The sequence below is a fragment of the Pigmentiphaga sp. GD03639 genome, from assembly GCF_029845405.1.
Classification (GTDB): domain Bacteria; phylum Pseudomonadota; class Gammaproteobacteria; order Burkholderiales; family Burkholderiaceae_B; genus Pigmentiphaga; species Pigmentiphaga daeguensis.
Genome location: NZ_JAOCLR010000003.1, coordinates 165,232 through 191,284 on the forward strand (window position 1 = coordinate 165,232; position 26,053 = coordinate 191,284).

A 26,053-nucleotide genomic window follows, 5' to 3' on the forward strand; every position below is an offset into this window, starting at 1 on the left:
GGACCCGCCATGCACAATCTCTACGTCTACTACAAACTGCCGCAAGCCCGGCGCGCCGAGGCCCTGGCGCCCGCCCGCCGGGTGCTCGAGGCCGGCCGCGCCCGGAGCGCCCGGGCGGCCCTCCTGGCGCGCCCCGCCGCCGACGACGGCGTGGTCACCTGGATGGAGGTCTACGAAGACGTGGCCGACGTGCCCGGACTCGAGGCCGCGCTGGCCGAAGCGGTGCAGGCCAGCGGCCTGGCGGCCCTCCTGCTGGCCCCTCGCCGCAGCGAGGTCTTCGTCGACCTGCCCGCCGATCCGGCGGGATGGGAAGACTGACGCCATGTGCCTGATGGCCTTCGCCTGGGATCCGCGCGGTCCGACCACTTTGCTGATGGTGGCCAACCGAGACGAGTTCTATGCCCGGCCCACGGCGCCCGCCGACTGGTGGCAGGATCATCCCGACATCTGGGCCGGACGCGACCTGGCGGCCGGCGGGACCTGGATGGGTATCACGCGGCATGGGCGCTTCGCCGCCATCACGAATTACCGCGAGGGAGGCCGGAACGATCCAGCCGCGCCCTCGCGCGGCGGACTGGTGTCCGGTTTCCTGGCTGGCACCTCGACCCCCGCGGGTTATCTGCGCGACCTGGCCCGGCGTGCCGGGCCCTTCAACGGATTCAACCTGGTGGTGGGGGAATTGTTCGGGCGGAGCCCGTCGCTGTGGTACCTGTCGCATCGCCGCGGCCATTCCGCCACCTCGCCCGAGGCGCTGGCGGCCGGCGTGTACGGCTTGTCGAACGCGGTACTGGACACGCCCTGGCCCAAGGTCGTGCGCACCACCGCCGCGCTGGCCACGCTCAAGGCCACCGAGGCCCGCACGCCGGCCTACCTCCAGATGCTGAGCGACACGACCATCGCGGAAGACACGCAATTGCCCAGCACCGGCATCAGCCTGGAACGCGAGCGGGCCCTGTCGGCCGCCTTCATCATCACGCCCGACTACGGCACGCGGGCCCAGACGGTGATCCAGGCCACCCGCGACGGCCATGTCGAAGTGGCAGAACGCAGCTTCGACAACGCCGAGCAGGCGCGGCTGCTGGTTCCCGCTTCGCTGCGTCAGGCCTCGTTCGAGGTCTCGAACACCGCGCGCAGGTAGTCCACCGAATCGCGGTGCGCCTGCCGCGCCACGCGCAAGGCCCCGCCCATGTTGTAGAAACTGTGGATGGCCCCCTCGTACACCTGGATCCGGACCGGCACCCTGGCCGCTTCCAGTTTGCGTCCGTAGGCCAGCCCTTCGTCCACCAGCGGGTCGCATTCGGCCAGTTGCAGGAAGGCCGGCGCCAGCCCGACGAACTCCGGGGCGTCCAGTACCGCGAAGCGCCAGTCCAGCCGGTCGGCGTCGTCTCGCAGGTACAGGTTGAAGAACCACTGTATCGTGCGCTCGTCCAGCAGGTAGCCGGTGGCGTACGCCCGGTGCGAAGCCGTGTCCTGCCACGCGCTGGTACCCGGGTACAGCAGCACCTGCGCCGCCAGCGGCAGGCCGTCGTCCCGCGCTCGCAGCGCGGCCTGGGCCGTGAGCGTGCCGCCGGCGCTGTCTCCCATGCCGGCCACCCGCGCCGGGTCGATGCCCAGCATGTCATGCCGCTCGAACGCCCACCGCCAGGCGGCGTAGACGTCGTCGGCGGCGGTGGGAAAGCGGTGCTCGGGCGCCAGCCGGTAGTCCAGCGACAACACCTTGCAGCGGGCGCCGTTGGCCAGCATGCGGCAGATGGCGTCGTAGTCGTTCACGCTGCCGACGGTGAAGCCGCCGCCATGCGAGAAAATCACGAGCGGCGCGGGATCCGCGGACAGCATGCCCGTGTACAGGCGGGCGCCTATCGTGGCCCCGTCTCCCACCGGAATGTCCAGGTCGCGCACCGCGGCTACCTCGGCCGCGGCGATTTCCAGCACCTTGCTGGCTTTTTCGTGGACGGCGCGCGCCTGCTGCGGCGTGTACTGCCAATAAGGCGGACGATTGGCCCGCCGCACCCGCGATACGAGATCGGCCACCTGGGGATCCAGGGGCCGCGGGTGCCGCAGCTCAGCCATCGACGCCCTGGTCGCTGCGCTTCCTGATGTACTTGAACGTGCCGCTGGACCGGGCCACCAGCCCGCCCCCCTCGTCCCTGACCTCGGCCTCGCAGAAGGCCATGGTGCTGGAGCGGTGGTAGCACTTGCCGTAGGCCACCAGGTTGCCGGCCTCGCCCGGACGCACGAAGCTGGTGGTCATGTCCACCGTCGCGCTGCCACGCAGCTCCGGATGCAGGGACCGCGCCGCCGTGGCCATGGCCGCATCGAGCATGGTCATCAGCACCCCGCCGTGGCAGACGTGCCAGCTGTTGCAATGCTGCGGCAGGACATCGAGCCGGACCTCGGACTGTCCACCCTCGGCCTTGACCAGCCTGGCGCCCAGCCAGGCCAGGAACGGGATGGGCACATCCGTGACGGTGGCGGGATTCGTGATGGACATCCCCTCTTACCTCGCCACGGGCAGGTCGTAGTCCAGGCAGGCCCGCTCGGCCCGCACCGCCCCCATGAACGGCTTGATCGCCACGTGGCGCGGATGCGCCTGGTAGGCGTCCAGCGCCTCGCGGCTGGCAAACAGCGAGTTCAGGACGACGTCGTGCGTGACCTCGTGGCCGTCGGCGGCCAGCCCTACCTCGAATTCGAGGATGCCGGGGACGCAATCGCGGCAGCTCTCGAGCAGCCGCCGGACCTTCTGCATGTTGGTCTGGCGGTCGGCGCCTTCGGCTTCGTCCTTGAGTTTCCACATGACGATATGGCGGATCATGGCGGGGTCGGTCCTCTTGCTGGGGCGTGAACGGAATTACCTGCGCGCGACGCGCTGGCCCAGGATGGCCACGACGATCAGGCCGCCGATCACGGTGATGTGCTCGAGCACGACCATCATTTCATGGAACGCGGCCTCGCCCTCGAACTTCCAGAACGGGTGCGCCACCGGAATGGTCAGCACCGTGAACACCGCCAGGGCCCCGGCGCCCAGCCACGCGGCGCGGTTGAAAATGATCAACAGCGATCCACCCAGCTGGACGATGATGGTCAGCACGTTGAACAGCCAGGCCGGTTCGAGCCCGAAATGGCTCATCTCGGCGACCCCGCCCTGGAAATCGAACAGCTTGACCAGGCCGCTGGTCCAGAACATGAACGTCAGGACGATGCGGCCGAACAGCAGCAGCGCGCGCGATTCAAGCAAGGATTGTATCGGTGCAGGTGTCATGGTGGCGGTTCCGGGAAAGAGGGATCATGCCGACGCCCGGGTGCTCCCTTCTTCTCCGCGCGGCGGCGCCAGGCGGCCTTTACCGGCCGCCATGGCGCGCCATCATACTGGAAACAAGTCGTAACGCGGCGTCCCGGCCTCAGAACAGGGTCTTGCCCACCCACCAGGCGCCCGCGGCCACGAGGGCGGAAGCCGGGATGGTCAGGATCCAGGCCCAGACGATGTTGCCCGCCAGCCCCCAGCGCACGGCGTTGAACTTGCGGCTGGAGCCGACGCCGACGATGGCGCCGGTGATGGTGTGGGTGGTCGAGACGGGAATACCCAGGATGGCCGCCAGGAACAGCGTCATCGCGCCGCCGGTCTCGGCGCAGAAGCCCCCCACGGGCTTGAGCTTGGTGATGCGCTGCCCCATGGTCTTGACGATGCGCCAGCCGCCAAACATGGTGCCCAGCGCGATCGCCACGTAGCAGCTGACCACCACCCAGATCGGGACGTGATCCTTGGCCCCCGGGACATTGGCCGCGATCAGCAGCAGCCAGATGATGCCGATGGTCTTCTGCGCGTCGTTGCCGCCGTGTCCCAGGCTGTAGAGCCCGGCCGAAAGCAGTTGCAGGCGGCGAAACCAGCCGTCCACCCGCAGCGGCCGCGTCCGGCGGAACAGCCAGGACACCAGCAGCATCAGGAAGCCGCCCAGCACGAAGCCCAACACCGGGGAAACCACGATGAAGGCGACGATGTAGAGGATTTCCCGGACCATCAGGACGCTGGGGCCGGAGCTGGCCAGGCCCGCGCCCACGATGCCGCCGATGAGCGCGTGCGACGACGAGGACGGAATGCCGAAGAACCAGGTGATCACGTTCCAGGCGATGGCGCCGACCAGCGCCCCGAAGACGACGTAGTGGTCCACCACGCTCGGGTCGATGATGCCTTTGCCGACGGTGGCCGCCACCTTCAGGTGGAAGACGAAAATCGCGACGAAATTAAAAAACGCGGCGAAAACGACCGCGTGATGAGGCTTGAGCACCCCCGTGGAAACCACGGTGGCGATGGAGTTGGCGGCGTCGTGGAACCCATTCATGAAATCGAAAATGAGTGCCAGGACGACCAGGAAGGCAAGCGTGGCGAAGCTGATCTGAAGCGTATCCATGAAATCCTTCCGACTAGGCGTTTTCCAGGACGATGCCTTCGATCAGGTTCGCGACGTCCTCGCACTTGTCGGTGATTTCTTCCAGCAGTTCGTAGATGGCTTTCATCTTGATGAGTTGACGGGTGTCGGCTTCGTCGCGGAACAGGCGGCCCATGCCGCGGCGCATCACCCGGTCGGCATCCGATTCCAGCCGGTCGATCTCTTCGCAGATCTTCATGATGCTGGCCGTATCGTTCAGGTTGTGCAGCAGGCTCACGACCATGTGCAGCCGGTCGCAGCACTGGACCCCGATGTCGGCCAGCGCCCGGGCATCCGGCGTGACGGCGCGGATGTCATAGAGGTTGATGCACTGGGCCGCGTCTTCCATCAGGTCTAGGATGTCGTCCATGGTCGTGATGAGGTTGTGGATCTGGTCCCGGTCCAGCGGCGTGATGAAGGTCTTGTGCAGCAGATCGATCGTATCGTGGGTGACCTTGTCGGCCTTCTTCTCCAGCGTCTCGATGTTCTTGACCCGCTCCTCGGCCTGGCCCAGATCGGCCATCAGGGCGGCCAGCTCCCGGCTGCCCTGGCGCGACAGATCGGCATGCGCCGTGAACAGATCGAAAAAGCGGCCCTCTTTGGGCATCAAGCGTCCAAACATCACGTCCTCGCAGTACGCCACGTGACAGTTACATGACGTGTTTAAAAAACCGCGCGAAGTTTAGCACCCCCCTACGCCCTTCGGGCGCCCCCCAGGGGGCGATGCGGGTGGACCGGCGGAGCCGGATCCACCGCATCCCGGAGTAACAGCGGGCTGGCGGGGGGCGCCGATACGGTAAGGCGGTTTCTTGAAAACGTAGAGCTGGCGCGGCTTGGCGAGGAATGGATCCATTGCCGGGGACCCGGTAAGGTCAAAGCAGAAGGCGAAAAAAACGCCAGGCGGCGCCAAGAAAAAAAATCGTCCCACAAAAAACCACCCCCTAACAGCCGTTGAGTTTCCCGGGCACCGTGGATCCGGCTCCGCCGGTCCACCAGTGCCGCCCCTGGGGGCGCGCGCAAGCGCGTGGGGGGGCCGATACGGGGGGACCTAATAATCAGAATCGACGAACGCGTTGCCCGAGAAGTTGGCGAACTTCGTGTACATCCCTTGCCAGGTCAGCCGGACAGTGCCGATCGGGCCGTTACGTTGCTTGCCGATGATGATCTCGGCCGTGCCCTTGTCGGGCGTGTCAGGGTTGTAGACCTCGTCGCGGTACAGGAAGATGATCACGTCCGCGTCCTGCTCGATGGCGCCGGATTCCCGCAGGTCGCTCATCACCGGGCGTTTGTTGGGGCGCTGTTCCAGGCCCCGGTTCAGCTGGGAAAGCGCGATCAGGGGGCAGTTCAGTTCCTTGGCCAGGCCCTTCATCGAGCGGCTGATTTCCGACAGCTCCGACGCCCGGTTCTCGCTGCCGCCACCGCCGTTGCCCGACATCAGCTGCAGGTAGTCGATGATGATCAGGCCCAGCTGGCCGCACTGCCGGGCCAGGCGGCGGGCGCGCGAGCGCAGTTCCATGGGGCTGAGCGCGGGAGTTTCGTCGATGTAGAGCTGGGTATCCTGCATCTTCTGGATGGCGTGCGTCAGCTTGGGCCAGTCCTCGTCCAGCAGCTTGCCCGTGCGCAGGCGCTGCTGGTCCAGGCGGCCGATCGAGCCCAGCACACGCATGGCCAGCTGCGAGGCGCCCATTTCCATGGAGAAGACCGCCACCGGCAAGCCCTCTTCCACCGCCACGTGCTCGCCGATGTTGACCGAGAACGCGGTCTTGCCCATGGAGGGGCGGCCGGCCACGACGATCATGTCGCCCGGCTGCAGCCCCGAGGTCATCTTGTCCAGGTCGGTGAACCCCGTGGGCACGCCGGTGACGTCCGAGGTGCTGTCACGGTGGTAGAGTTCGTCGATGCGCTCGACCACCTGGGTCAACAGCGGCTGCAGCGACAGGAAGCCCGCGCTTCCGCGCGCGCCCTCTTCCGCGATCTTGAAGATCTTGGACTCGGCCTCGTCCAGCAGTTGCCGCGTGTCCTTGCCCTGGGGGTTGAAGGCCGCGGCCGAGATCTCGTCGGCCACGGTGACCAGCCGCCGCAGCACCGCGCGGTCGCGCACGATTTCCGCATAGCGGCGGATGTTGGCCGCGGACGGCGTATTCTGCGCCAGCGAATTCAGGTAGGCCAGGCCGCCCGCCTCTTCCGCCTTGCCGGCCGTCTGGAGCGACTCGTGGGTCGTCACCACGTCGGCGGGACGCGCCAGCCCGATCAGCTTGGCCATCTGCTGCCAGATCAGCCTATGGTCGTAGCGATAGAAGTCGTCTTCCTTGAGGATGTCCGCGATGCGGTCCCAGGCGGCGTTGTCCAGCAGCAGGCCGCCCAGCACCGATTGCTCCGCCTCGACCGAGTGAGGCGGGACGCGCAGGGACTCGAGCTGGGGATCGACGGGCGAATTCATAGAGCGGAAAACCTGGTGTTCGAGCATGGGCGGCGGGAATGCCGGCCCACGACAGTTTAGCCCGGCTGGACGGAAGAGGAATCCATCCGCCTGCCCCGGGGGCGACCCCGAAAAAAGAACCCCCCATTCTGTGAAGAAATGGAGGGTTCCTGTGCCGGCGCCATCCAGGAAGGATGCGCTGGCGGTGGACGTCCGGCCGGCTCGGAGAAGCGCGGCCGGAGAAGCGTCAGGCGGTTTCGCCGACCACGACCACCGTGATGTTGGCCACGACATCGGTATGCAGGCCGACTTCCAGCGGGAATTCGCCGATGGTCTTGAGCGGGCCGTTGGGCAGGCGGACCATGCCCTTTTCGACCGACTCGAAGCCCGCCTGCTTCAGCGCGGAAGCGACGTCGAAGTTGGTGACCGAGCCGAACAGGCGGCCGTCCACACCCGCCTTCTGGGTGATGGACACCGAGTAGCCTTCCAGCCGCTGGGCCACGGCCTGCGCGGCGGCCAGCTTGTCGGCCTGGATCTTTTCGAGTTCGGCGCGGCGCGCCTCGAACTCTTTCAGCGCGGCGTCGGTGGCGCGCTTGGCCATCTTCTGGGGAATCAGGAAGTTACGGGCATAGCCGTTCTTCACGCGGACGACGTCACCCAGGTTGCCGAGGTTGACGACTTTTTCGAGCAAGATGATTTGCATGATGGTCTCTCCCGGCAATCAATTGTGGTTGTCGGTGTAGGCCAAGAGCGCCAGGAAGCGGGCGCGCTTGATAGCCGTGTCGAGCTGGCGCTGGTAGTGCGCCTTGGTGCCGGTCAGGCGGGCAGGAATGATCTTGCCGTTTTCCTGGATGAAGTCACGGAGGACTTCGATGTCCTTGTAATCGATCTGGTCAACGCCGGCTGCCGTGAAGCGGCAGAACTTGCGGCGCTTGAACAGCGGATTCTGTTGACCGAACTTCTTCTTTTCCTTGCGTTTGCCGAATGCGGCCATGATGTACCTCTTGGGTATTCAATCCGTTTCACACCTGGGGCTGTCCTGCCGGCCCGCCCTCCTCGCCCTGCCGGACGATGGCGGCCTGCTGGATGTGCAGCCTCAGTCTGCTTGAACCTTTCCGGGTCGGTGCCAGGAACCCTTCGATCCGGATCGACCGGCCCAGCGCCTCGCGCTCGAGCCTGCCGGCCAGATCGCCGACGACGACTGCGTTGACGAGCATCTCGACCCGGCGGGGTCTCCCGCCTTCGATCAGCTCGGATTCGTGGGCAAGCGCCAGTTCCAGCACCGGGATTCCGGCGGGGGTATACCTGAGCGGCTTGCACTCGACCACCTGGGCAGTCAGATGAACCTTGTTCAACGCCGTGTCGTCCGTGGCATCGACGGGCTCCCGCTACGGCGGGCCTGCGATGCGGGCGGTCGGCAACGACCTGTCATGCCAGTCCAGCCGGGGCTCAGGCCTCGGCGGGGGCGGCTTCGGTGGACACCTTGCGGGCCTCCTCGCGCTCGACGATCTTCATCATCGGCGACGGGGCGGTCTCGGCCTTCTTCATCTTGACGACGAGATGGCGCAGCACGGCATCGTTGTAGCGGAAAGCGTGCTCGAGTTCGTCCAGCGTGGGTTGGCCGCACTCGATGTTCATGCACACGTAGTGAGCCTTGACGAGCTTCTGGATCGGGTACGCCAGCTGGCGGCGGCCCCAGTCTTCCAGACGGTGGATCGTGCCGCCCTGGCTGGTGATCAGCGACTTGTAACGGTCGACCATGGCCGGAACCTGCTCGCTCTGGTCCGGGTGAACGATGAAAACTACTTCATAGTGACGCATCGAAGCTCCTTATGGATGGTCCCGCGGGCGTCCGGATGGGCCCGCCGTAGGCGCAAGTCCGCTCAAGCGTCTAGAGTCGGACAAGGGATCAATCTGGCGAAAAAATGGCTTCCGCCAAAAATCAAGCCCTTTATTATCGCCCGCGGAAGGGCAAAAAGCAAGCCAAAGGCCCGAGAACCGCCGTGCGGCGTGGTTTCGGGGCCCATTTCCGGGCATGGATGCACCGCCGCGGTTGCGGGCTGGCCGGCCTCGCACGGGCGGATCAATACGTGTCGAAGGCGCCCTGGATGTCGTCCATGCCCGCGCCCAGCGCCAGCATCAGCAGCACGCGCGCCTTCCACGGCGACAGCGTACCGGCGCCGGGCAGCCCGCCCGAGGCCGCGACGCAGCCGCTGCCCGTGCGGGTCGCGCGGACCACGGCCACGCCGCCGCGCTCCAGTCCGTCCAGCGCCTCTTGCGCGTCGGCGCTGGCCGAACCGTTGCCGGTCCCGGCCCAGACCAGGCCGCGCGCCCCGGTGGATCCCACCGCCCGGATCAGGGCGGCCGAGCCGCCGGCATAGCCGGCCAGCACCTCGACCGGAGGCAGCGGCGTGGCGGCCGTGAAAGGCGTGGCGCTGGTGTGCGGACGTTCCGGCCGCCCCATCCAGGCGACCCGGCCGTCCTGGACCCAGCCCAGGGCGCCCGCGTTGGGCGAAGCAAAGGCATCGGGCCGGTTGGCATTGGTCTTGGACGCGTCGCGCGCGCCCAGGATCTGGTGGTTGAGCACGACCAGCACGCCGCGCCCGGCGGCCTGCGGATGGGCGGCCACCGTGGCCGCGTCCAGCAGGTTCAGCGGGCCGTCGGAAGACAGCGCGGTCGCCGGGCGCATCGCGCCCACCAGAACCACCGGCCTGTCGGTCTTGAGCACCAGGTGGAGGTAATACGCGCTTTCCTCGAGCGTGTCCGTACCGTGGGTGACGATCACGCCGTCGGCGCCTGCGTCGAGCAGTGACTGCACCCGCCCGGCCAGCGACTGCCAGAAGGCGGGCGTGGCGTTCTTGCTGTCGATGGCCGCGAACTGCTCGGCCCGGATGTCGGCCACTTCGTCCAGGCCTGGCACGCTGGCGCACAGCTCGGCCACGTCCAGCGCGCCGGCGGCATAGGCCATCGTGGCCTGGGGGCGGGCGCCGGCCCCGGCGATGGTGCCACCGGTGGCGACGATGCAAAGACGTGGCAGGGACATGGCGGACGCAGGCACGGAAGGACGAGAGCCCGATGATACCCGCGGCCGGATTGGCGTTCCCGCGACACTTGCGTTTTCCGCTTGCGTCGCGCATCGATACTGTATAAAAATACAGTTACTGGATAAAACCACAGAAGCTCGACACGCGCCGTCGCCACCCGGTGGCGGGCGCCCCGCCACGGAGCCCGAGATGTCCAAGCTGACCGCACGCCAACAAGAAATCCTGGATCTCATTCGCCAGGCCATCGTCAAGACCGGCTTTCCGCCCACCCGGGCCGAAATCGCCCAGGCGCTGGGCTTTCGCTCGCCCAACGCGGCCGAGGAACACCTGAAGGCGCTGGCGCGCAAGGGCGTACTGGAATTGTCCGCGGGCACCTCCCGCGGGATACGGCTGAAAGACCCGGTCGCAGCCGAACCGCCGCTCCAGCTCACGCACCCCGTGCTGGCGCAACTGGTGCTGCCGCTGGTGGGCCGGGTCGCCGCCGGCAGCCCCATCCTGGCCACCGAGCACATCGACAAGGAAATCGGCGTGGACGAGGCCCTGTTCTCGCAGCGGCCCGACTACCTGCTCAAGGTACGCGGCAACAGCATGCGCGACGCCGGCATCCTCGACGGCGACCTGCTGGCGGTCAAGAAGGCCGCCCAGGCCCGCGACGGGCAGATCATCGTGGCCCGCCTGGGCGACGACGTCACCGTCAAGGAACTGCGCTACACCGAAACCGGCCTGAGCCTGCTGCCGGCCAATCCCGACTTCCAACCCATCGAAGTCGATCGCGAGCGCGACGATTTCGCGCTCGAGGGCATCGCCGTCGGCCTGATCCGGGCCGGCCTGGTGCATTGAAGACCCAGACGGACGACCATCATGAAACACTGCACGCCCAGCTCCAGTCTTTCCAGCGGCTTTCCCGCGCTCGACGCCGCCCTGCCCCAGGCCGGATGGCCCGTCGGCGCACTTACCGAAATCCTGGTCCCGCGCGTCGGGCATGGCGAATTGAACCTGCTCGGCCCGCTGCTGAGCCGGCTCACCAAGGCCGGCCGCACGGTGGCCTTGCTGGTGCCGCCGTACTTGTCCTACGCCCCCGCGCTGATCCAGCACGGCGTTTCGCTGGAATGCGTCAAGCTCGTGCGCACCGACCACCCCCTGGATGGCCTGGACCAGCTGGAATCCGGCGTGCGGGCGGGCGAGTTCGCGGCGCTGGTCGCCATCCTGCCCCCTGACCAGGCGGCCGCGCAATCCGAAAGCACGGTGCGCCGCCTGTACATGGCCGCGCGGCTGGCCGCCTGCCCCGCCTTCCTGTTCCATACCTGCAGCACGCCCGCCACGACCTCGGCATCCCAATTGCGGCTGCTGGCGGACATGAGCCAGGCCGGCCAGATCCGGCTCCAGCGCATCGCACCGGCTGCCCAGGGCGGCGAAGGCGCGGTCACGCTGGACATCGGCCAGCAAACGGTGCGTGCGGGGTTCAAGCCGGGGTTCAAACGTGCGGCCGGGCTCGCCGCGGCGGGAACGCACACGCGCACCGCCGAGGAAACGGACACGCATGGCACGGATGCGGATACGCTGCCGGCGCAACGGCCCATCATCCCGCGAACCGGGCAACATGGGCCGCATGCCAAACCGACTCCCGCGAATCGCAGCCCGTGGCCCTTCAAGCAACGTCGCGGCGCAAGCAGCAGCCGAAGCTATCCTTCCGCACTGGCGCTGCTGTTTTCTCGAGGCTGGAACGCCTGAGTCTCCCTACGGCACTCGCAGCAGGATAAGACTGCTGCGGAGCCTGTGCTCCGATGCTCCATTGCCCACGAATTTTTGAAATTCGTGGGCTTTTTTACGTCTCACCGGCGGATCTACGCACTTGCGGAAGTTGTTGTAAGCCAGCAATCCCCCCCCATTTGGAGTATGTATTTTTTCGTACTCATTGCTAGGCTGGTTGCTCCACTCCCCTCGCTGCGCCAATCCCGGAAGAGGCCATCATGCAAGCGAAATCCCACGTCCTCCACGCCCTTGCGGTACTTGCCACGGCTGCGGCCGCATCCGTCTGGTGTGCCAGCGCGGCTGCCCAAGGCGTCTCGATCGGAGGCTCGGGTTCAAGCTCGGGTTCGGACGGCCCCCGTGCCGTCGAGGAACAGTCCGCAGCCATCAGCTACAGCTCTCGCGCGGCGGCCTGCGCACGGGCCAAGTCCCGCGCCTCGGAGTTCGCCCAGCGCAAGAGCAACTTCAAGGACATCAGTCTGGGCGCCTGCGACTGCTCCTCCACCAAGACCAAGCCGTGGCAGCCAGCATTGCAGGCTCAATACGCGATGGAAACAGGCATGCCCCCTCCCACAGGTCCTGTCGACACCCACGAATGCACGGTCACCGCCCGTATTTCGCTCAAATAGCCGCCAGAGACGAGCCATGAAGAAACGCGGGAAAACCAGGGGCCGATCAATGGCGGCAATGGCCGGTCTGATCGCATGGGCGGCATGCTGGCCGGCTTATGCCTTTAGCGAGTCAGATCCACTAGACAATGGCTATGGAACCCCCGGCGACTACTCCCAAGACTACGAAGTCCTGTCCGAGAGAATCGTTTTCCACAGCAGGCTGATCAGCAACAAAAGAATGTACACCGGAGGGGAAATCAATAGAAAAACCGGCCGAATAAGCATTGAAACCACGGAGATGGCTAACAACTTCAGCGGCGTATGCAGCGTGGGAAGCTATGTCCCGGACACCAAGTTTTGAGCGCCGCCCTGACAGGATCAGCGGCAGATTGAACACTCCGCTTGCCAGCGGCCAGTGCAGGAAAATCGAGGCGTCCGAGAAACTGTTCTGACGCCTCCCGGCCGTTCTACTTCGCCGCCCGCTGCCTGAGCGTCTCGTACATGCAGACCGCCGACGCCACGCTGACGTTCAGGCTTTCCACGGACCCTTGCATGGGGATCCGGACCAGTTGATCGCAGGTGTCGCGGGTCAGGCGGCGCATGCCCTCGCCTTCGGCGCCCATGACCCAGGCGATGGGCTGGCGAGCGTCCACGTCGTACATGGTCTCGGTGGCTTCGTCGTCGGTCCCGACCACCCAGACGCCGCGCTCCTTCAGGCTGCGCATGGTCCGAGCCAGATTGGTCACGGTCAGGTAGGGAACGCTGTCTGCGGCCCCGCAGGCCACGCGCTGGACGGTCGTGTTCAGGCCCACGGCCCGGTCGCGGGGCGCGATCACCGCATGGACGCCGGCCCCGTCCGCGGTTCTCAGGCAGGCACCCAGGTTGTGCGGATCGGTGACGCCGTCCAGCACCAGCAGGAAGGCCGGGCCCTCGGCATCGTCCAGCACTTCATCCACGTCCATCGCCAATTCCAGCGACTCCGCCAGCGCGACCACGCCCTGGTGGCGCTGCCCCTTGGCCAGCCCGTCCAGGCGCGTCTGCGCCACGGGATGCACCTTGCATCCGGCGGCCTGGGCTTGTTCGACCAGCGTCAGCATGCGCCGGTCGCGGCGTGCCTCCTCGACGTAGATATCCTTGATCGACGCCGGCGCATGGCGCAGCCGTGCGGCCACCGCGTGGAATCCGACCAAAACCTGGCTTGCTGCCATCTTTCACCCCGACATGAATACCTGCCGCGACGCGGCGGCAAAAACGACGCGGCGCTGCCCCAGGCAGCGCCGCAATGCCGTTATTAGACCAGAGATTCAGTGCCGCTTGCCGCGGCCATGCTTGGCCGCCGCGCGCTTGCCGCTGCGCGCGCTGGCGGGTTTCTCCGGAGCGGCGTGCTTCTTTGCCGCGGCCTTCTTGCCCTTGGGCATCTTCGACATGTCGGTCAGCAGCACGGCCTTGGGCTTGGCCGGCTTGCGCTCGGGCGCGGGCGCGCTGTCGCGCTTGATGGCCTTGCGCAGTCCCTCGTAGGTCACGCCCTTGACCAGCTTGAATTCGATGCGGCGTGCCTCGAGGTCGACGCGGGCCACCTGCACCTGCATCTTGTCGGTCAGGCGATAGCGCATGCCCGTACGTTCGCCGCGCAGCTCGTGCAGGCCGTCGTTGAACTGGAAGTACTCTGCGCCCAGTTCGGACACGTGGACCAACCCTTCGACGTGGAGTTCGTCCAGCGTGACGAACACGCCGAAAGGCGCGACGCCGGTGACCGTACCGCTGAAGACGTCGCCCACGCGTTCGCGCATGTACCAGCACTTGAGCCAGGCCTCGACGTCGCGCGAGGCATCGTCGGCGCGCCGTTCATTGGCCGAGCAGAACAGGCCCAGTTTTTCCCACAGGGCGTGCTCCTGCTCCTTGGCGGTGCCAGGCATGACCGGCATGTCTTCCAGCGCGTTGGGGACATAGCGCTTGCCGTGCAGCAGCGCCTTGATCACGCGATGGGTAAGCAGGTCGGGATAGCGCCGGATCGGCGAGGTGAAGTGGGCATAGGCCGGATAGGCCAGGCCGAAGTGGCCGACGTTGTCCGGGCTGTACATCGCCTGCTGCATGGACCGCAGTGCCATGGTCTGCAGCAGCGGCGCGTCGGGCCGGTTCTTGGCGCTGGCCAGCAGCGCCGAGTAATCGGCCGCGGCCGGTTTGTCGCCGCCGCCCAGCGACAGGCCGAGCGTTTTCAGGAAGTCGCGCAGGGCCTGCAGTTTTTCCGGGGTGGGCCCTTCATGGATGCGGTAGAGCCCCGGATGCTTGCTGCGCTCCATGAAGTCCGCCGCGCAGGTGTTGGCGGCCAGCATGCATTCCTCGATCAGTTTGTGGGCATCGTTGCGCACATAGGGAACGATGCTGTGGATGCGGCCCAGTTCATTGCAGACGATCTTGGTCTCGACCGTGTCGAAGTCGATCGCGCCCCGCTTCTCGCGGGCCTGCGCCAGCAACTGGTACAACGCATAGAGGTCCTGGATCTGCGGCAGGACGTCCGCATGCTTGCGCGCGGCCGGCCCGTCGGGCTGCTGCAGCGCCGCCCAGACCTCGGTATAGGTGGTGCGCGCATGCGAATGCATGACGGCGTTGTAGAACTGGTAGGCCTGGACCGTCCCGCCCTTGGCGCCGGTGGCGGGAATCACCATGTCGCACACCAGCACCAGCCGGTCGACGTTGGGATTCAGCGAGCACAGGCCGTTGGAGAGTTTTTCCGGCAGCATGGGAATGACCTTGCGCGGAAAATACACGCTGGTGCTGCGCTCGAGCGCATCGGCGTCCAGCGCGTCGCCGGGCGTGACGTAGTGCGCCACGTCGGCGATGGCGACGATCAGCCGCCACCCTGCCCGCTTGCGGGCCCCCGTGCCCAGTTCCACGCGTTCGCAGTAGACGGCGTCGTCGAAGTCGCGGGCATCCTCGCCGTCTATGGTGATCAGCGGAACGTCGCGCAGGTCGTAGCGTCCGGCCAGGTCGCCCTTGACCACCTCGGCGGGCAGGCGCTCGGCGCGCGCCAGCGCCTTGGCCGAGAACTCATGCGGCACGTCGAACTTGCGGACGGCGATCTCGATCTCCATCCCGGGATCGTCGATCTCGCCCAGGATCTCGACCACGCGGCCCAGCGGCTGCGTATGCCGCGTGGGCTGCTCGATGATCTCGACCGTGACGACCTGGCCGTGCTGCGCCTGGGCGGTTTCGCCGGGCGGCACGAGGATGTCGTGCTTGATCCGCTGGTCCTCGGGCACCACGATCGAGAGGCCCCGCTCGTTCAGGAAACGCCCCACCAGCTTGTTGGTGCGCCGCTCCAGCACCTCGACGATGGTGCCTTCGGGCTTGCCGCGGTAGTCGCTGCCGGCCGGCCGCACCAGCACGCGGTCGCCGTGCAGGACCTTCAGCATTTCCTTGGGCGGCAGGAAAAGGTCGGTCTGGCCGTCGTCGCGGATCAGGAAGCCGAAACCGTCGCGGTGCCCCTGTACGCGGCCGGCGATGAAGTCGAGCTTGGTCGACAGCAGCAGCGCGCCCTTGCGGTTCTGCATCAACTGGCCGTCGCGCTCCATGGCGGCGAGCCGGCGCTCGAAGCCCACGCTGCCCGGGTCCACACCCAGTCGACGCGCCAGTTCCGCCGGAGCGATGGGGGCATTCGCCTCCCGCAGCAATCCTAGGATTTGCTCGCGAGTGGGCACGTCGGGATCGAAGTCCGCGGGCGTAGAGGGAAGATTGTTATGGGATCGAGTTGTCAAAGTTTCAGGTTCTCTTTATAATGCGCAGCTTCTGTTGCTACTGCCCCGCATGCAACGGTACACGCAAGGAATAACTTGAGTTTACCGCAGCAAATGTTAGGCCGTTGCGACAATGCCCAGATGGCGGAATTGGTAGACGCACTAGTTTCAGGTACTAGCGCTTAGCGGCGTGGAGGTTCGAGTCCTCTTCTGGGCACCAATTCTTTGGCAGGCGCAAGCCTTCCAGGTAGTTGGAAATCCGAGTTGGAATACCCGCTCGAAGGGTGGTTTTGGTTGTACGGCAGTGCCCAGGTGGCGGAATTGGTAGACGCACTAGTTTCAGGTACTAGCGCTTAACGGCGTGGAGGTTCGAGTCCTCTCCTGGGCACCAACTGATGGCAGTTCCGGATCCGGCAGGATCCGCAGGCAAGACCCCGCAGCTTCGGTTGGCGGGGTTTTTTGTTGCCTGCGCGCATCAGGACATCAATCGATGCGGATGTTGGCCGCCTTCACCACGTCGGCGTACTTGCGCAGATCGGCCTCGATCTGGCCGCGGAACTCCGCCGGCGTATTGCCCGATGCGACGATGCCCAGCCCCGCCAGACGCTCCTTTACCTCGGGCTGGAACACCACGGCCCGGATCTCCCGCTGCAGGCGGTCGACGATCGCGGACGGCGTGCCCGCTGGCGCCAGGATACCTATCCACGACGTCACTTCGAACCCCGGCACCGTCTCGGCCACGGTAGGCACGTCCGGCAACGACGCCAGGCGCTGCGCGCTGGACACCGCCACGGCGCGCATCTGGCCGCGCTGGATGAAGGGGTACGCCCCCGCCACGGCCGTATACAGCATGGGCAGCGTCCCGCCGACCACGTCGGCCATGGCCTGGCCGCCGCCCTTGTAGGGAATGTGGACGAAATTGGCGCCCGTGCGCACCCGCAGCAACTCACCCGCCAGGTGCGGCGTGCTGCCGGTGCCGGCGCTGCCATACGAGACGCCGGCCGGGTTGCGCTTGGAGTAGGCGACCAGTGACGCGAAATCGGTCACCGGCAGCGCGGGGTTGGTCACGATGACCAGCGCGGCATCGCCGATCTTGCTGACGGGGGCAAGGTCGCGCAAGGTGTCGAACGGTACCTTGGCATAGACGTGGGGATTGATGACCAGGGTGCCATCGAAACCCACCACCAGCGTGTAGCCATCCGGCGCGGCCGTGGCCGCGAGCTGCGTGCCGATGTTGCCTGAAGCGCCGGGTTTGTTCTCCACCACCACCTGCTGGCCCAGCCGGTGGCCGAGGTGCTCGGCCACGATGCGGGCGCCGGTGTCGGTCACACCGCCGGGTGCAAACGGCACGATCAGCCGGATCGGCTTGGCCGGGTACGTCTCGGCGCGGACGCTTCCGGCCGCCAGGCAAAGCGCGGCCAGCAAGGGCGCGGAAAATGCGGATAGCCATCGTATCGCCATGTTGTCTCCTCCTCGTGTTGGTCTTGTCGTCAGCCGATTACGCCTTGCCCGCGCAGGCTGGCCAGCCGGTCCGGGGCATAGCCCAGCCAGTCGCCCAGCACGGCGTCGGTCTGGGCACCCAGCCGCGGCGGCGCGCCGAAGGTCGCCGCCGCCGAGCCCGAGAGCTTGACCGGATTGCCCGGCATGCGCAGGGACGTTCCATCCGGCAGCGGCACCTCGGCCACCATGCCGCGCGCCACCACCTGCGGGTCGGCCAGCGCCTGCGCGAAGTCGTTGACCGGGCCGCAGGGAATGCGGGCGGCCTCCAGCCGCGCGAGCCAATGCGCGGTGGGCTGCTTGCGCAGCTCGGCCGAGATGATCTCGTCGATGCGAGCCTTGTCGGCGAAGCGCACCGGCTGCTGGCGATACTCCGGTCGCCGCAGCTCGGGCACGTCGATGAACTCCACGAAGCGCTCGAAGAAGGCGTCGCCGATGCAGGCGATGATGATGTGGCCGTCCGCGGTCGGATAGCAGTTGTAGGGCACGTGTACGAAATGGCCGTTGCCGATGCCCTCGGGAATCTGGCCGGACATGAAGTACATCGTGGCCATGTAGTTCAGCAGCGAAATCTGCACGTCCAGCATGGCGATGTCGACGTGCTGCCCTCTGCCCGTCCGCTCGCGCTCGACCAGGGCCGCCAGCACGCCTATCGCGCCGAAGGTGCCCCCGCCCAGGTCGCCGATGGGGATGCCGCTGCGCATCGGCCCGGTGGCCGGCGTGCCGGTGATCGACATGCCGCCGCCCATGGCCTGCACCACCTGGTCGAACGCCGGACGCTGCGTGGCCGGCCCGGTCTGCCCGAATCCCGTCACCGAGCAGGTGACGATGCGTGGATTGACCTTGGCCAGCGACGCATGATCGATACCCAGCCTTTCGGTCACTCCCACGCTGAAATTGTCGAACACCACGTCGGCGCGCCGCACCAGGTCCAGGAAGATCTCGCGGCCCGCCGGCTGCTTCAGGTCGACGCAGACGCTTTCCTTGTTCCGGTTCAGCGTGACGTAGTAGGCGCCCATGCCGTCGCGCGAATGCTGCGGGTCGTTCTCGAGCAGCCGGCGCGTGCCTTCGCCTCGCCCGGGAGGTTCGACCTTGATCGTGCGGGCGCCCAGGTCCGCCAGCAGCATGGTGCCGTAGGGCCCGGAAAGCATGTGGGTCAGATCCAGCACGGTAATGTGTTCGAGGGCCAATCCGGTATCTCCTTGAAGACGATGCCGGGACACTGCAATCCCCGTGCCATCCGAGGTTTGCGCGCCAAGCCCTTGATCCATCGGCGTTTTCCCGGAATGGCAACTTTGTCCGGACGTTTCATGGAACAATCATGAGACGAACCGTACGTCTTACCAAGACATGACCATGCCTCCCCTTTCCTCGCCTCCGTCCGGCCTGCCGCGCCTGTGCTTCGTCAGCTACCGGCACATCCGCGAACTGGCCATGCCCGTGGTCGCCGAATATGCGCAGCGGGCGCGCATCGAGGTGGTCGACGCCACGTTCGGCGATGCCCTTGCCGTGGCGCAGGACCGGGTCGAGCGCGGCATGGCCGATGCCTTCGTCAGCGCGGGTTCGAACGCCGCCACCCTGCGGGCCGGCCTGCAGGCGCCGGTGGCCACCATCCACCTGGGCGGTTTCGACCTGCTGCAGGCGCTGATCCGGGCGCGCCGGGTCGCCGATCGCGTCGGCGTGGTGATGTACGGCCAGACCATCCCCGAGTTCGACGACGTCAAGGACCTGCTGAACATCGGCATCAGCCAGCACGCCTACCGGACACCGGACGACGCCCGGCGTCGCTTCGAGACGCTGCGCAAGGAGGGATACGAGGTCATCGTCGGTTCCAGCCTGGTGGTGGAACTGGCCGAGCAGGCCGGGCTGCGGGGACTGCTGGCCTATTCCCTGGCCAGCATCCGCAAGGGATTCGACGACGCCCTGGAACTGGCCAGGGTGGCGCGCCTGGAGGCAGGCCGCTACGAGCAGTTGCACAGCGTCCTGCACAACCTGCAGGAAGCCGTGGTGGCGGTCGACCGCGAAGACCGCATCATCGCCATCAACCCGCCCATGCGCCAATTGCTGGGCAAGCCGGACGCGCTCCTGCGGAGGCAGACGCTGGGCGATCTCGAACCAGCGCTTTCCCTGCGCGCCACGCTGGCCAGCGGACGCCAGGAACGGGCCATCGCGCTGCGCTTCGGGCAGCGCGACTGGGTGGTCGACCGCACCCTGATACGGGAACATGGGGACATCGTCGGCGCGGCGCTGACGCTGCATGACGCAAGCGCCATCCAGGCGGCCGACGCCAGCCTGCGCATATTGCAGCGGCGCCAGCAACATACGGCCCGCCATACCTTCGCCAGCCTGGCCGGCCGCAGCCAGGCCATGCGCACCGCCGTCGCCACCGCCCATCGCTACGCGCGCACGGACCTGGGCGTGCTGATCACCGGCGAAAGCGGCGTCGGCAAGGAACTGTTCGCCCAGGCCATCCACAACGAAAGCCGGCGGGCGGGACGCCCCTTCGTGGCCGTGAATTGCGCGTCTTTTCCGGAGTCGCTGCTGGAAAGCGAACTGTTCGGCTACGAGGAAGGCGCCTTCACCGGATCGCGGCGCGGGGGCAAATGCGGCCTGTTCGAGGCGGCCCATACCGGGACGCTGTTCCTGGACGAGATCGGCGACATGCCCATGCCCCTGCAGACCCGGCTGTTGCGGGTGCTGCAGGAACGGGAAATCATGCGCCTGGGCGCGACCGCGCCGCTGCCCATCGACGTGCGGGTAATCGCCGCCACGCACCAGCCGTTGGAGTCATTGATCGAACAGGGCCGGTTCCGGCGCGACCTGTACTACCGCCTCAACATCCTGCGGCTGGCCCTGCCCGCGCTGCGCGAACGCCGGGACGACATCCCGGCGCTCATTCTTCCCATGGCCGACCGTTGCCTGAAACGCCTGGGGTCATCCCTGGACGCGGCCACTGCGCTGGGCCCGTGGATGGATGCGCTGCGCAGCTACCACTGGCCGGGCAACGTGCGCGAGTTGGAGAATCTGGCCGAGCGGATCGCCGTGACGCTGGCGCAGTATGCCGATGCGCGTGACATCCCCCTCGACGCGCTGGTCCATGACTGCCCTGAACTGTTCAATGCAGGCGGGGCCGGTCCGGCCGCCGGGCGCCCGCTGGAGCAGCGCGTGCGCGCGGCATTGGCGCAAGCGGGAGGCCGGCGCGCCGAAGCCGCGCGCCTGCTGGGCGTCAGCCGCTCGACGTTGTGGCGATGGCTGGCCGAGCTCGATCCTGGCGCCGCTCAGGCGCACCCGCATCACGGCTTCCTCCAGGGCCAGGCCGGGCGCGGCGCCGCCATCAACGGGAACGAGTAGCTTCCGGCACACGCGGGCATGGCTGGCGTTGGCTTCGCCATCCCACCAGCCGTTCCGGATCACTGGCAGCAAAAAAGCCCGGCAGGGATGGCTCCCACCGGGCTTTCGCGCACGACGCAGGCGACGATCAGTCGCTCTTGCCCTTGCGCACCCAGGCTTCGAGCTGATAGGGCCGGATGCTGTCGTAGTCCTCGAACGGCTGGTGGATCCAAGGATTGGTGGGCAGCTTCTGCACGTAATAGTCGGGCACCACCTTCGAGTGCCCCTTGAACCACAGCACGGCCGTGCGCATTTCCGTGATCGCCGTGAACTGCTGCAGCAGATGCTGGTGCACACGATCGAAGGTCACGCCCGTGTCGACCATGTCGTCGACCAGCAGCACCTTGCCTTCCAGCGTGCCGCGCGTGATCGTGATGAACTGCGCGATGTCCAGGCGGCCCTGCTCCGTGCCGGCCGCCTCGCGGTAGCTGCTGGTGGCCAGGATGCCCAGGGGCACGTCGTAGATGCGCGAGAGCACGTCGCCCACGCGCATGCCGCCGCGGGCCAGGCAGACGATCTGGTCGAACTTCCAGCCCGACTGGTGGACTTGCAGGGCCAGTTGTTCGATGAGCTGGTTGTAGCGGTCCCAGCTGATCCAGAGATCTTTGTCGGTATCTTGCTGCATGGTGTGCGGATGTTGCAAAAAAGCCCCGGATCAACCGGGGCGCCAGGATGGATTCGGGTCCGATCAGGCCTTGAAGGGATGCCTCAGCACGATGGTCTCGGTGCGGTCCGGACCGGTCGACACCAGGTCGATCGGCACGCCGCAGACTTCGGCCATCCGCTCCAGGTAGCGTCGGGCATTGACCGGGAGTTTATCGTATTCGGTCACGCCGACGGTGGATTCGGTCCAGCCGGGCATTTCCTCCAGGACCGGCTCGCTGCTGGCCACGGCCGCCGCCCCATAGGGCAGCACGTCGCGGAACTCGCCGTTGACGCGATAGCCCACGCCCAGCTTGATGGTTTCCAGGCCGTCCAGCACGTCCAGCTTGGTGATGCACAGGCCGGAGATGCCGTTCAGGCGGATCGAGCGCTTGAGCGCGGCGCCGTCGAACCAGCCGCAGCGGCGCGGCCGGCCGGTGACCGAACCGAATTCCTTGCCCACCGACGCCAGGCGCGCGCCGATGTCGTCTTCCAGCTCGGTCGGGAACGGGCCCGAGCCCACGCGCGTGGCATAGGCCTTGGTGATGCCCAGCACGTACTCGAGCTTCTGCGGTCCGACGCCCGATCCCGCCGAGGCGGCCCCGGCCACGCAGTTGCTGCTGGTGACGTAGGGATAGGTACCATGGTCCACGTCCAGCAGCGCGCCCTGCGCGCCTTCGAACAGCAGCTTCTGGCCGCCGGCCGAGGCTTCGTACAGCGCGTTGGCGACGTCGGCCACCATGGGCTTGAGCACCGGAGCCAGCGCCATGGCCTGGTCGCGCACCTGCGCGGCATCCACGGCCTGGGCGCCCAGGTACTGGGTCAGCACGAAGTTGTGGTAGTCCAGCGCCTCTTCCAGCTTGGCATCGAAGGAAGCCGGATCGTACAGGTCCTGGACGCGGATGGCGCGGCGCGCGACCTTGTCCTCGTAGGCGGGGCCGATGCCGCGGCCGGTCGTGCCGATCTTGCCGGCGCCCTTGCGGGCTTCGCGCGCCTGGTCGACGGCGACGTGATACGGCAGGATCAGCGGGCAGGCCTCGGACACGCGCAGGCGCGCCCGCACCTCGACGCCGGCGGCTTCGAGCTCTTCGATTTCGCGCAGCAGCGCCTCGGGCGACAGCACCACGCCGTTGCCGATGTAGCAGGTCATGCCGGGATGCATGATGCCCGAGGGGATCAGGCGCAGGATGGTCTTCTTGCCAGCGATCCACAGGGTGTGGCCGGCATTGTGGCCGCCCTGGAAGCGGACCACCCCTTGGGCGGACTCCGCCAGCCAATCGACGATCTTGCCTTTGCCTTCGTCACCCCACTGGGTGCCGATAACCACGACGTTATTAGCCATGTTGCTTCTGCTTCTCTAAAATCCGCCCGCGACGGGCGTCAGATTGCGGTGGATGGGGATGGCCGGGCGGCGGTCTCGGCGCTGGCCAGGGGTTCGACCCGCCAGGCGCCGTCGCGCAGCACCAGCTCGCGATCGCAGACGAATTCCTGCTGATCGTGTTCATGTCCGGGCAGGATCTGGACCACGATCTGGCCGGCGGCGCGCAGCGCGCGCACGGCTTCCACCAGACCGGGCTCGAGGCCCCACGGGGCGCGCACCGCCGGACTGGCGGTGGCGGGCGCCAGCAGCCCGGCCAATTCGCGCAGATCCAGGCTGAAGCCCGTGGCCGGACGCGCACGCCCGAATACCCTGCCGACGTCGTCGTAGCGGCCGCCGCGCACGACCGCATTGGGCCAGCCGCCGCAATAGACCGCGAAGACCACGCCGGTGTGATAGTTGAAGCTGCGCACGTCGGCCAGGTCGATGCCGATGTCCACGCCCGGCAGCGCCTTGGCCAGCGAGGCCAGCATGTCCAGCGCCTGGCTGATGCGGGGCAGCGCGGGCAGCGCCGCGCGGGCCTTCTCCAGCACGTCCAGTTCGCCGTACAGCGTCGGCAGCACCTGGAGCGCCTGGGCGGTGGCCGGCGCCAGCCCGGGGCTCAGCGCCGCCAGGCCGGGGATGTCCTTTTCGCGCAGCAGGCCGAAGATCTCGTCGGCGCGGGCCGCCGCGGCCGGATCGGTTTCCAGCAGCGCCCGCACCACGTCCAGGTGGCTGAGGTCGATCCGGTAATCGGCCACGCCGGCGCGGCGGACACTTTCCAGCGCCAGTTGCAGGATTTCGATGTCGGCCTCGGGGCCGGCATGGCCATACAGCTCGGCGCCGATCTGCAGCGGCTCGCGCGTGGCCCAGAGACCGCGCGGCAAGGTGTGCAGCACGCTTCCGCAATAGCACAGGCGGGTGGTGCCGGCCCGGTTGAGCAGGTGCGCGTCGATGCGCGTCACCTGGGGCGTCATGTCGGCCCGGATGCCGAGCGAGCGGCCCGACATCTGGTCCACCAGTTTGAAGGTGTGCAGGTCCATGTCGCCTCCGCTGGCCGACAGCAGCGAGTCGAGGTACTCCACCAGCGGCGGCATGACGAGCTCATAGCCATAGGTGCGGTACAGGTCCAGCAACAAGCGGCGCAATTCTTCTATGCGCCGGGCCTCGGCCGGCAGGATGTCTGCCAGGCTTTCGGGCAACAGCCATTTGCCCATGCGGGGATCTCGCAAACGATTCAATGAAAACGATGGACGAAAAAAAAGCGGCTGCGGGTATGCACACGTGCAAGCCCATCAACCGCTTCTTCCAAGCTTGGGTCGCCCGAATCGCACCAAGTTGGTGCAATGATGAATTCGGACATACCTCTTGGCTTACACGCTATTGTCCGCTCGAATCACGACAAAATCAAGCTTGCGTGGTGCGGGGCCGACGCATTGTTCACGTTCTTCTATCACGTCATTCAAATGTTTTGCTTACGCCCCACGGTGGGGTGCATTTAAATAACGCGGCAGCCCGGACCGATGGGCGGCGCCGCGACGGCGGCGGCCCGGAGGTCCTCTTTCCCGAACCAGCCCCCGGAGACCGCCGTGCCTTCGCCTTCCCCCGCCCTGCCCGACCTGGACGCCTTCCGTCTCAGGCGCTTCCTGGAATCCCTGGACGAGGGTGCCCTGGTGCGCGAGCCCGAAGCGGCCTTGCGCGACGTCGCCGCCATCCTGGAGCGCAGTCCCAAGGCGGTCCTCATCGAACGCCCGGGCGGCGCCGACACGCCGCTGTGCGGCAACGCCGCGGGCAGCCGCGAACGGCTCGCCCTGGCATTCGGCACGACGCCGGCCGAACTGCCCGCCGAAGTGACCCGGCGGCTGCGCAACCGGCCCGAGTTCGTGGAGATCCCGGCGTCCCGGGCCCCCGTCCAGCAGATCGTCCTGCAAGGCGATGACTGCGACCTTACCCGGTTGCCCGTCCACCTGCAGCACGGACTGGACGGAGCGCCCTATATTTCCGCCTCCATCGATTTCACGCGGGACCCCGACACCGGCTGGACCAACGTGGGCGTGCGCCGCCTCATGCTGCGCGGCCGCCGCACGGCCGGGATAGACCTGGTCGCGCCGTCGGACCTGCGCGCCCTGTACCTGAAGCAGGCGGGCCGCGGCCAGCGGGTACCCATCGCCTTCGCGGTGGGCTCGAACCCCATCGACCACATCGCCGCCACCATGCGCATTCCCGGCGACGAGCTGGGCCTGCTTTCCAGCCTGCGGGCCGCCCCGCTGCCCGTGGTCAAGTGCGTGACCAACGACCTGCTGGTGCCGGCCGACGCGGAATTCATCATCGAAGGCTATCTGGACGAGGCCGGCCACGTCGAGCCCGAGGGCCCCTACGGCGAGTTCCTGGGCTACTACGGCGTGGTCAAGAAGAATCCGCTGTTCCACGTGACGGCCATCACGCGCCGGCGCGACGCCGTGTTCCAGACCGCCACCATCAGCGGCCCCAACATGGCCTGGACCGATACCGCGCAGCTGAACGCGCTGCGCACCGAAGTGATGATCTGGCGCGCGCTCGAGACCGCGGTGCGGGAAGTGCGCGGCGTCTTCGCCGCGCCGGCCAACGGCGGCATGTTCAACGTGCGCATCGCCTTGCAGCAGCGCGTGCCGGGCGAGGCCCGCAACGCCATCGCCGCGGTGTTCGGCTCGCTCTCGAACGTCAAGCACGTATTCGTGGTCGATCCCGACATCGACATCTTCTCGGATGCGCAGATGGACTGGGCCCTGGGCACCCGATTCCAGGCCGATCGCGACCTGGTGATCCAGACCGGCATGCGCGCCATGCCGCTGGACCCCTCGCTGAACGGCGCCCGCACCGGGGCCAAGGCGGGTTTCGACCTGACCCTGCCCCTGCTCGCCCCGGGCACGCAACGTCCCCTGGAATACCGGGTTCCCGCCGCCCCGCGCTACGAGGGCGCCCGCTTCGCCTCCCTCGAGGAAGCGCTGGAGGACGGCCCCAAGTACTTCGAGGAGCTGATGGCCGCGACCGGCAGCGACGACGGCCGCGAGATCGTGCGCTGGCTGGAGGATACCGCCGGCAAGCGTCCCCTGGCCCGGGATGAAGAAGGCCGCTACCACTTCCGTTGATTTTCCACGGCAAACGACGGGGCGGCGGCACGGCCGACCAGCCCCGCACAGGAGACAC

The 26,053-nt window shown here is 67.1% G+C and carries 27 protein-coding genes and 2 tRNA genes; 10 read left to right on the plus strand and 19 right to left on the minus strand.

The features are described 5' to 3' along the window. The first annotated feature begins 9 nt into the window (after positions 1-9). A complete protein-coding gene (locus N5K27_RS04540) occupies positions 10-318 on the plus strand; it encodes a DUF4936 family protein (RefSeq protein ID WP_165962994.1) in 309 nt (102 codons plus the stop codon). 4 nt (positions 319-322) lie between these two features. Next, complete coding sequence (locus tag N5K27_RS04545) at positions 323-1,138, plus strand: NRDE family protein (RefSeq protein WP_087840180.1); 816 nt, start codon at positions 323-325, stop codon at positions 1,136-1,138. Here the strand turns inward: N5K27_RS04545 and N5K27_RS04550 are convergent. The 12 genes from N5K27_RS04550 to N5K27_RS04605 form a co-directional block, all read right to left on the minus strand. Continuing rightward, positions 1,099-2,070: an alpha/beta hydrolase gene (locus N5K27_RS04550; protein ID WP_087840181.1), complete on the minus strand. Its 972-nt coding sequence runs from the start codon at positions 2,068-2,070 to the stop codon at positions 1,099-1,101. The genes N5K27_RS04545 and N5K27_RS04550 overlap by 40 nt on opposite strands. Further along, a complete protein-coding gene (locus tag N5K27_RS04555) occupies positions 2,063-2,491 on the minus strand; it encodes a PaaI family thioesterase (RefSeq protein WP_087840182.1) in 429 nt (142 codons plus the stop codon). Before N5K27_RS04555 ends, N5K27_RS04550 begins: the two co-directional genes overlap by 8 nt. 6 nt (positions 2,492-2,497) lie before the next feature. Further along, positions 2,498-2,812, minus strand: coding sequence for a Dabb family protein (locus N5K27_RS04560; RefSeq protein WP_279814941.1), 315 nt, complete (start codon positions 2,810-2,812; stop codon positions 2,498-2,500). A 36-nt stretch (positions 2,813-2,848) separates the two neighbouring features. Next, on the minus strand, positions 2,849-3,235 hold the full coding sequence (locus tag N5K27_RS04565; RefSeq protein ID WP_243724351.1) for a DoxX family protein: 387 nt from the start codon (positions 3,233-3,235) through the stop codon (positions 2,849-2,851). Positions 3,236-3,398: 163 nt separating this feature from the next. Further along, positions 3,399-4,406: an inorganic phosphate transporter gene (locus N5K27_RS04570; protein ID WP_087840185.1), complete on the minus strand. Its 1,008-nt coding sequence runs from the start codon at positions 4,404-4,406 to the stop codon at positions 3,399-3,401. A gap of 13 nt (positions 4,407-4,419) precedes the next feature. Beyond that, positions 4,420-5,046, minus strand: a complete 627-nt coding sequence (locus N5K27_RS04575) for a DUF47 family protein (protein WP_279814944.1) — start codon at positions 5,044-5,046, stop codon at positions 4,420-4,422. A 426-nt stretch (positions 5,047-5,472) separates the two neighbouring features. Then, on the minus strand, positions 5,473-6,864 hold the full coding sequence (locus N5K27_RS04580) for a replicative DNA helicase (RefSeq protein WP_087840187.1): 1,392 nt from the start codon (positions 6,862-6,864) through the stop codon (positions 5,473-5,475). Positions 6,865-7,090: 226 nt separating this feature from the next. Then, entirely contained in the window at positions 7,091-7,546 is a 456-nt protein-coding gene (gene rplI / locus N5K27_RS04585; protein ID WP_132978870.1) for a 50S ribosomal protein L9, read from the minus strand. Positions 7,547-7,564: 18 nt separating this feature from the next. Further along, on the minus strand, positions 7,565-7,837 hold the full coding sequence (gene rpsR, locus N5K27_RS04590) for a 30S ribosomal protein S18 (RefSeq protein ID WP_087780204.1): 273 nt from the start codon (positions 7,835-7,837) through the stop codon (positions 7,565-7,567). A gap of 28 nt (positions 7,838-7,865) precedes the next feature. Further along, complete coding sequence (gene priB / locus N5K27_RS04595) at positions 7,866-8,198, minus strand: primosomal replication protein N (RefSeq protein WP_087840189.1); 333 nt, start codon at positions 8,196-8,198, stop codon at positions 7,866-7,868. A gap of 94 nt (positions 8,199-8,292) precedes the next feature. Next, positions 8,293-8,664, minus strand: a complete 372-nt coding sequence (gene rpsF, locus N5K27_RS04600) for a 30S ribosomal protein S6 (protein ID WP_132978871.1) — start codon at positions 8,662-8,664, stop codon at positions 8,293-8,295. 262 nt (positions 8,665-8,926) lie between these two features. Continuing rightward, entirely contained in the window at positions 8,927-9,886 is a 960-nt protein-coding gene (locus N5K27_RS04605) for an asparaginase (RefSeq protein ID WP_132978872.1), read from the minus strand. A 190-nt stretch (positions 9,887-10,076) separates the two neighbouring features. Between N5K27_RS04605 and lexA the strand changes: the two genes are divergently transcribed. The 4 genes from lexA to N5K27_RS04625 all read left to right on the plus strand — a co-directional run bounded on the left by lexA (position 10,077) and on the right by N5K27_RS04625 (position 12,608). Continuing rightward, complete coding sequence (lexA, locus tag N5K27_RS04610) at positions 10,077-10,727, plus strand: transcriptional repressor LexA (RefSeq protein ID WP_087840192.1); 651 nt, start codon at positions 10,077-10,079, stop codon at positions 10,725-10,727. Positions 10,728-10,748: 21 nt separating this feature from the next. Beyond that, positions 10,749-11,618: a hypothetical protein gene (locus N5K27_RS04615; protein ID WP_087840193.1), complete on the plus strand. Its 870-nt coding sequence runs from the start codon at positions 10,749-10,751 to the stop codon at positions 11,616-11,618. A 239-nt stretch (positions 11,619-11,857) separates the two neighbouring features. Next, the gene (locus N5K27_RS04620; RefSeq protein WP_132978874.1) at positions 11,858-12,265 is read left to right on the plus strand and encodes a hypothetical protein; all 408 of its coding nucleotides are present in this window, start codon (positions 11,858-11,860) and stop codon (positions 12,263-12,265) included. 16 nt (positions 12,266-12,281) lie between these two features. After that, a complete protein-coding gene (locus N5K27_RS04625; protein ID WP_140416885.1) occupies positions 12,282-12,608 on the plus strand; it encodes a hypothetical protein in 327 nt (108 codons plus the stop codon). Between the two features lie 106 nt (positions 12,609-12,714). On the opposite strand, the gene rlmB is transcribed toward N5K27_RS04625, so the two are convergent. Together rlmB and rnr are read right to left on the minus strand one after the other, a co-directional pair. After that, positions 12,715-13,455 carry a 23S rRNA (guanosine(2251)-2'-O)-methyltransferase RlmB gene (gene rlmB / locus N5K27_RS04630; protein WP_087840194.1) on the minus strand — a complete coding sequence of 247 codons (741 nt, stop codon included), beginning with the start codon at positions 13,453-13,455 and terminating at the stop codon, positions 12,715-12,717. Positions 13,456-13,551: 96 nt separating this feature from the next. Next, on the minus strand, positions 13,552-16,002 hold the full coding sequence (rnr, locus tag N5K27_RS04635) for a ribonuclease R (protein ID WP_279814950.1): 2,451 nt from the start codon (positions 16,000-16,002) through the stop codon (positions 13,552-13,554). Between the two features lie 114 nt (positions 16,003-16,116). Between rnr and N5K27_RS04640 the strand changes: the two genes are divergently transcribed. Continuing rightward, positions 16,117-16,201, plus strand: a tRNA-Leu gene (locus tag N5K27_RS04640). A gap of 86 nt (positions 16,202-16,287) precedes the next feature. Then, a tRNA-Leu gene (locus N5K27_RS04645) sits at positions 16,288-16,372 on the plus strand. A gap of 92 nt (positions 16,373-16,464) precedes the next feature. Here the strand turns inward: N5K27_RS04645 and N5K27_RS04650 are convergent. Both N5K27_RS04650 and N5K27_RS04655 read right to left on the minus strand, forming a co-directional pair. Further along, entirely contained in the window at positions 16,465-17,442 is a 978-nt protein-coding gene (locus N5K27_RS04650; RefSeq protein WP_087840196.1) for a tripartite tricarboxylate transporter substrate binding protein, read from the minus strand. A gap of 29 nt (positions 17,443-17,471) precedes the next feature. Next, entirely contained in the window at positions 17,472-18,668 is a 1,197-nt protein-coding gene (locus N5K27_RS04655; protein WP_087840197.1) for a CaiB/BaiF CoA-transferase family protein, read from the minus strand. A 166-nt stretch (positions 18,669-18,834) separates the two neighbouring features. Between N5K27_RS04655 and prpR the strand changes: the two genes are divergently transcribed. After that, a complete protein-coding gene (gene prpR / locus N5K27_RS04660) occupies positions 18,835-20,829 on the plus strand; it encodes a propionate catabolism operon regulatory protein PrpR (protein WP_279814951.1) in 1,995 nt (664 codons plus the stop codon). Between the two features lie 127 nt (positions 20,830-20,956). Here prpR and N5K27_RS04665 read toward each other — a convergent pair whose 3' ends face one another. The 3 genes from N5K27_RS04665 to N5K27_RS04675 form a co-directional block, all read right to left on the minus strand. Then, positions 20,957-21,493, minus strand: a complete 537-nt coding sequence (locus N5K27_RS04665) for a phosphoribosyltransferase (protein WP_087840198.1) — start codon at positions 21,491-21,493, stop codon at positions 20,957-20,959. 63 nt (positions 21,494-21,556) lie between these two features. Then, positions 21,557-22,852: an adenylosuccinate synthase gene (locus N5K27_RS04670; protein WP_087840199.1), complete on the minus strand. Its 1,296-nt coding sequence runs from the start codon at positions 22,850-22,852 to the stop codon at positions 21,557-21,559. A gap of 38 nt (positions 22,853-22,890) precedes the next feature. Then, a complete protein-coding gene (locus N5K27_RS04675) occupies positions 22,891-24,084 on the minus strand; it encodes an ATP phosphoribosyltransferase regulatory subunit (RefSeq protein WP_132978877.1) in 1,194 nt (397 codons plus the stop codon). Positions 24,085-24,456: 372 nt separating this feature from the next. Here N5K27_RS04675 and N5K27_RS04680 point away from each other — a divergent pair, with 372 nt between their 5' ends. After that, positions 24,457-25,995, plus strand: coding sequence for a UbiD family decarboxylase (locus N5K27_RS04680; RefSeq protein ID WP_254914642.1), 1,539 nt, complete (start codon positions 24,457-24,459; stop codon positions 25,993-25,995). The last annotated feature ends 58 nt before the right edge of the window (positions 25,996-26,053 follow it).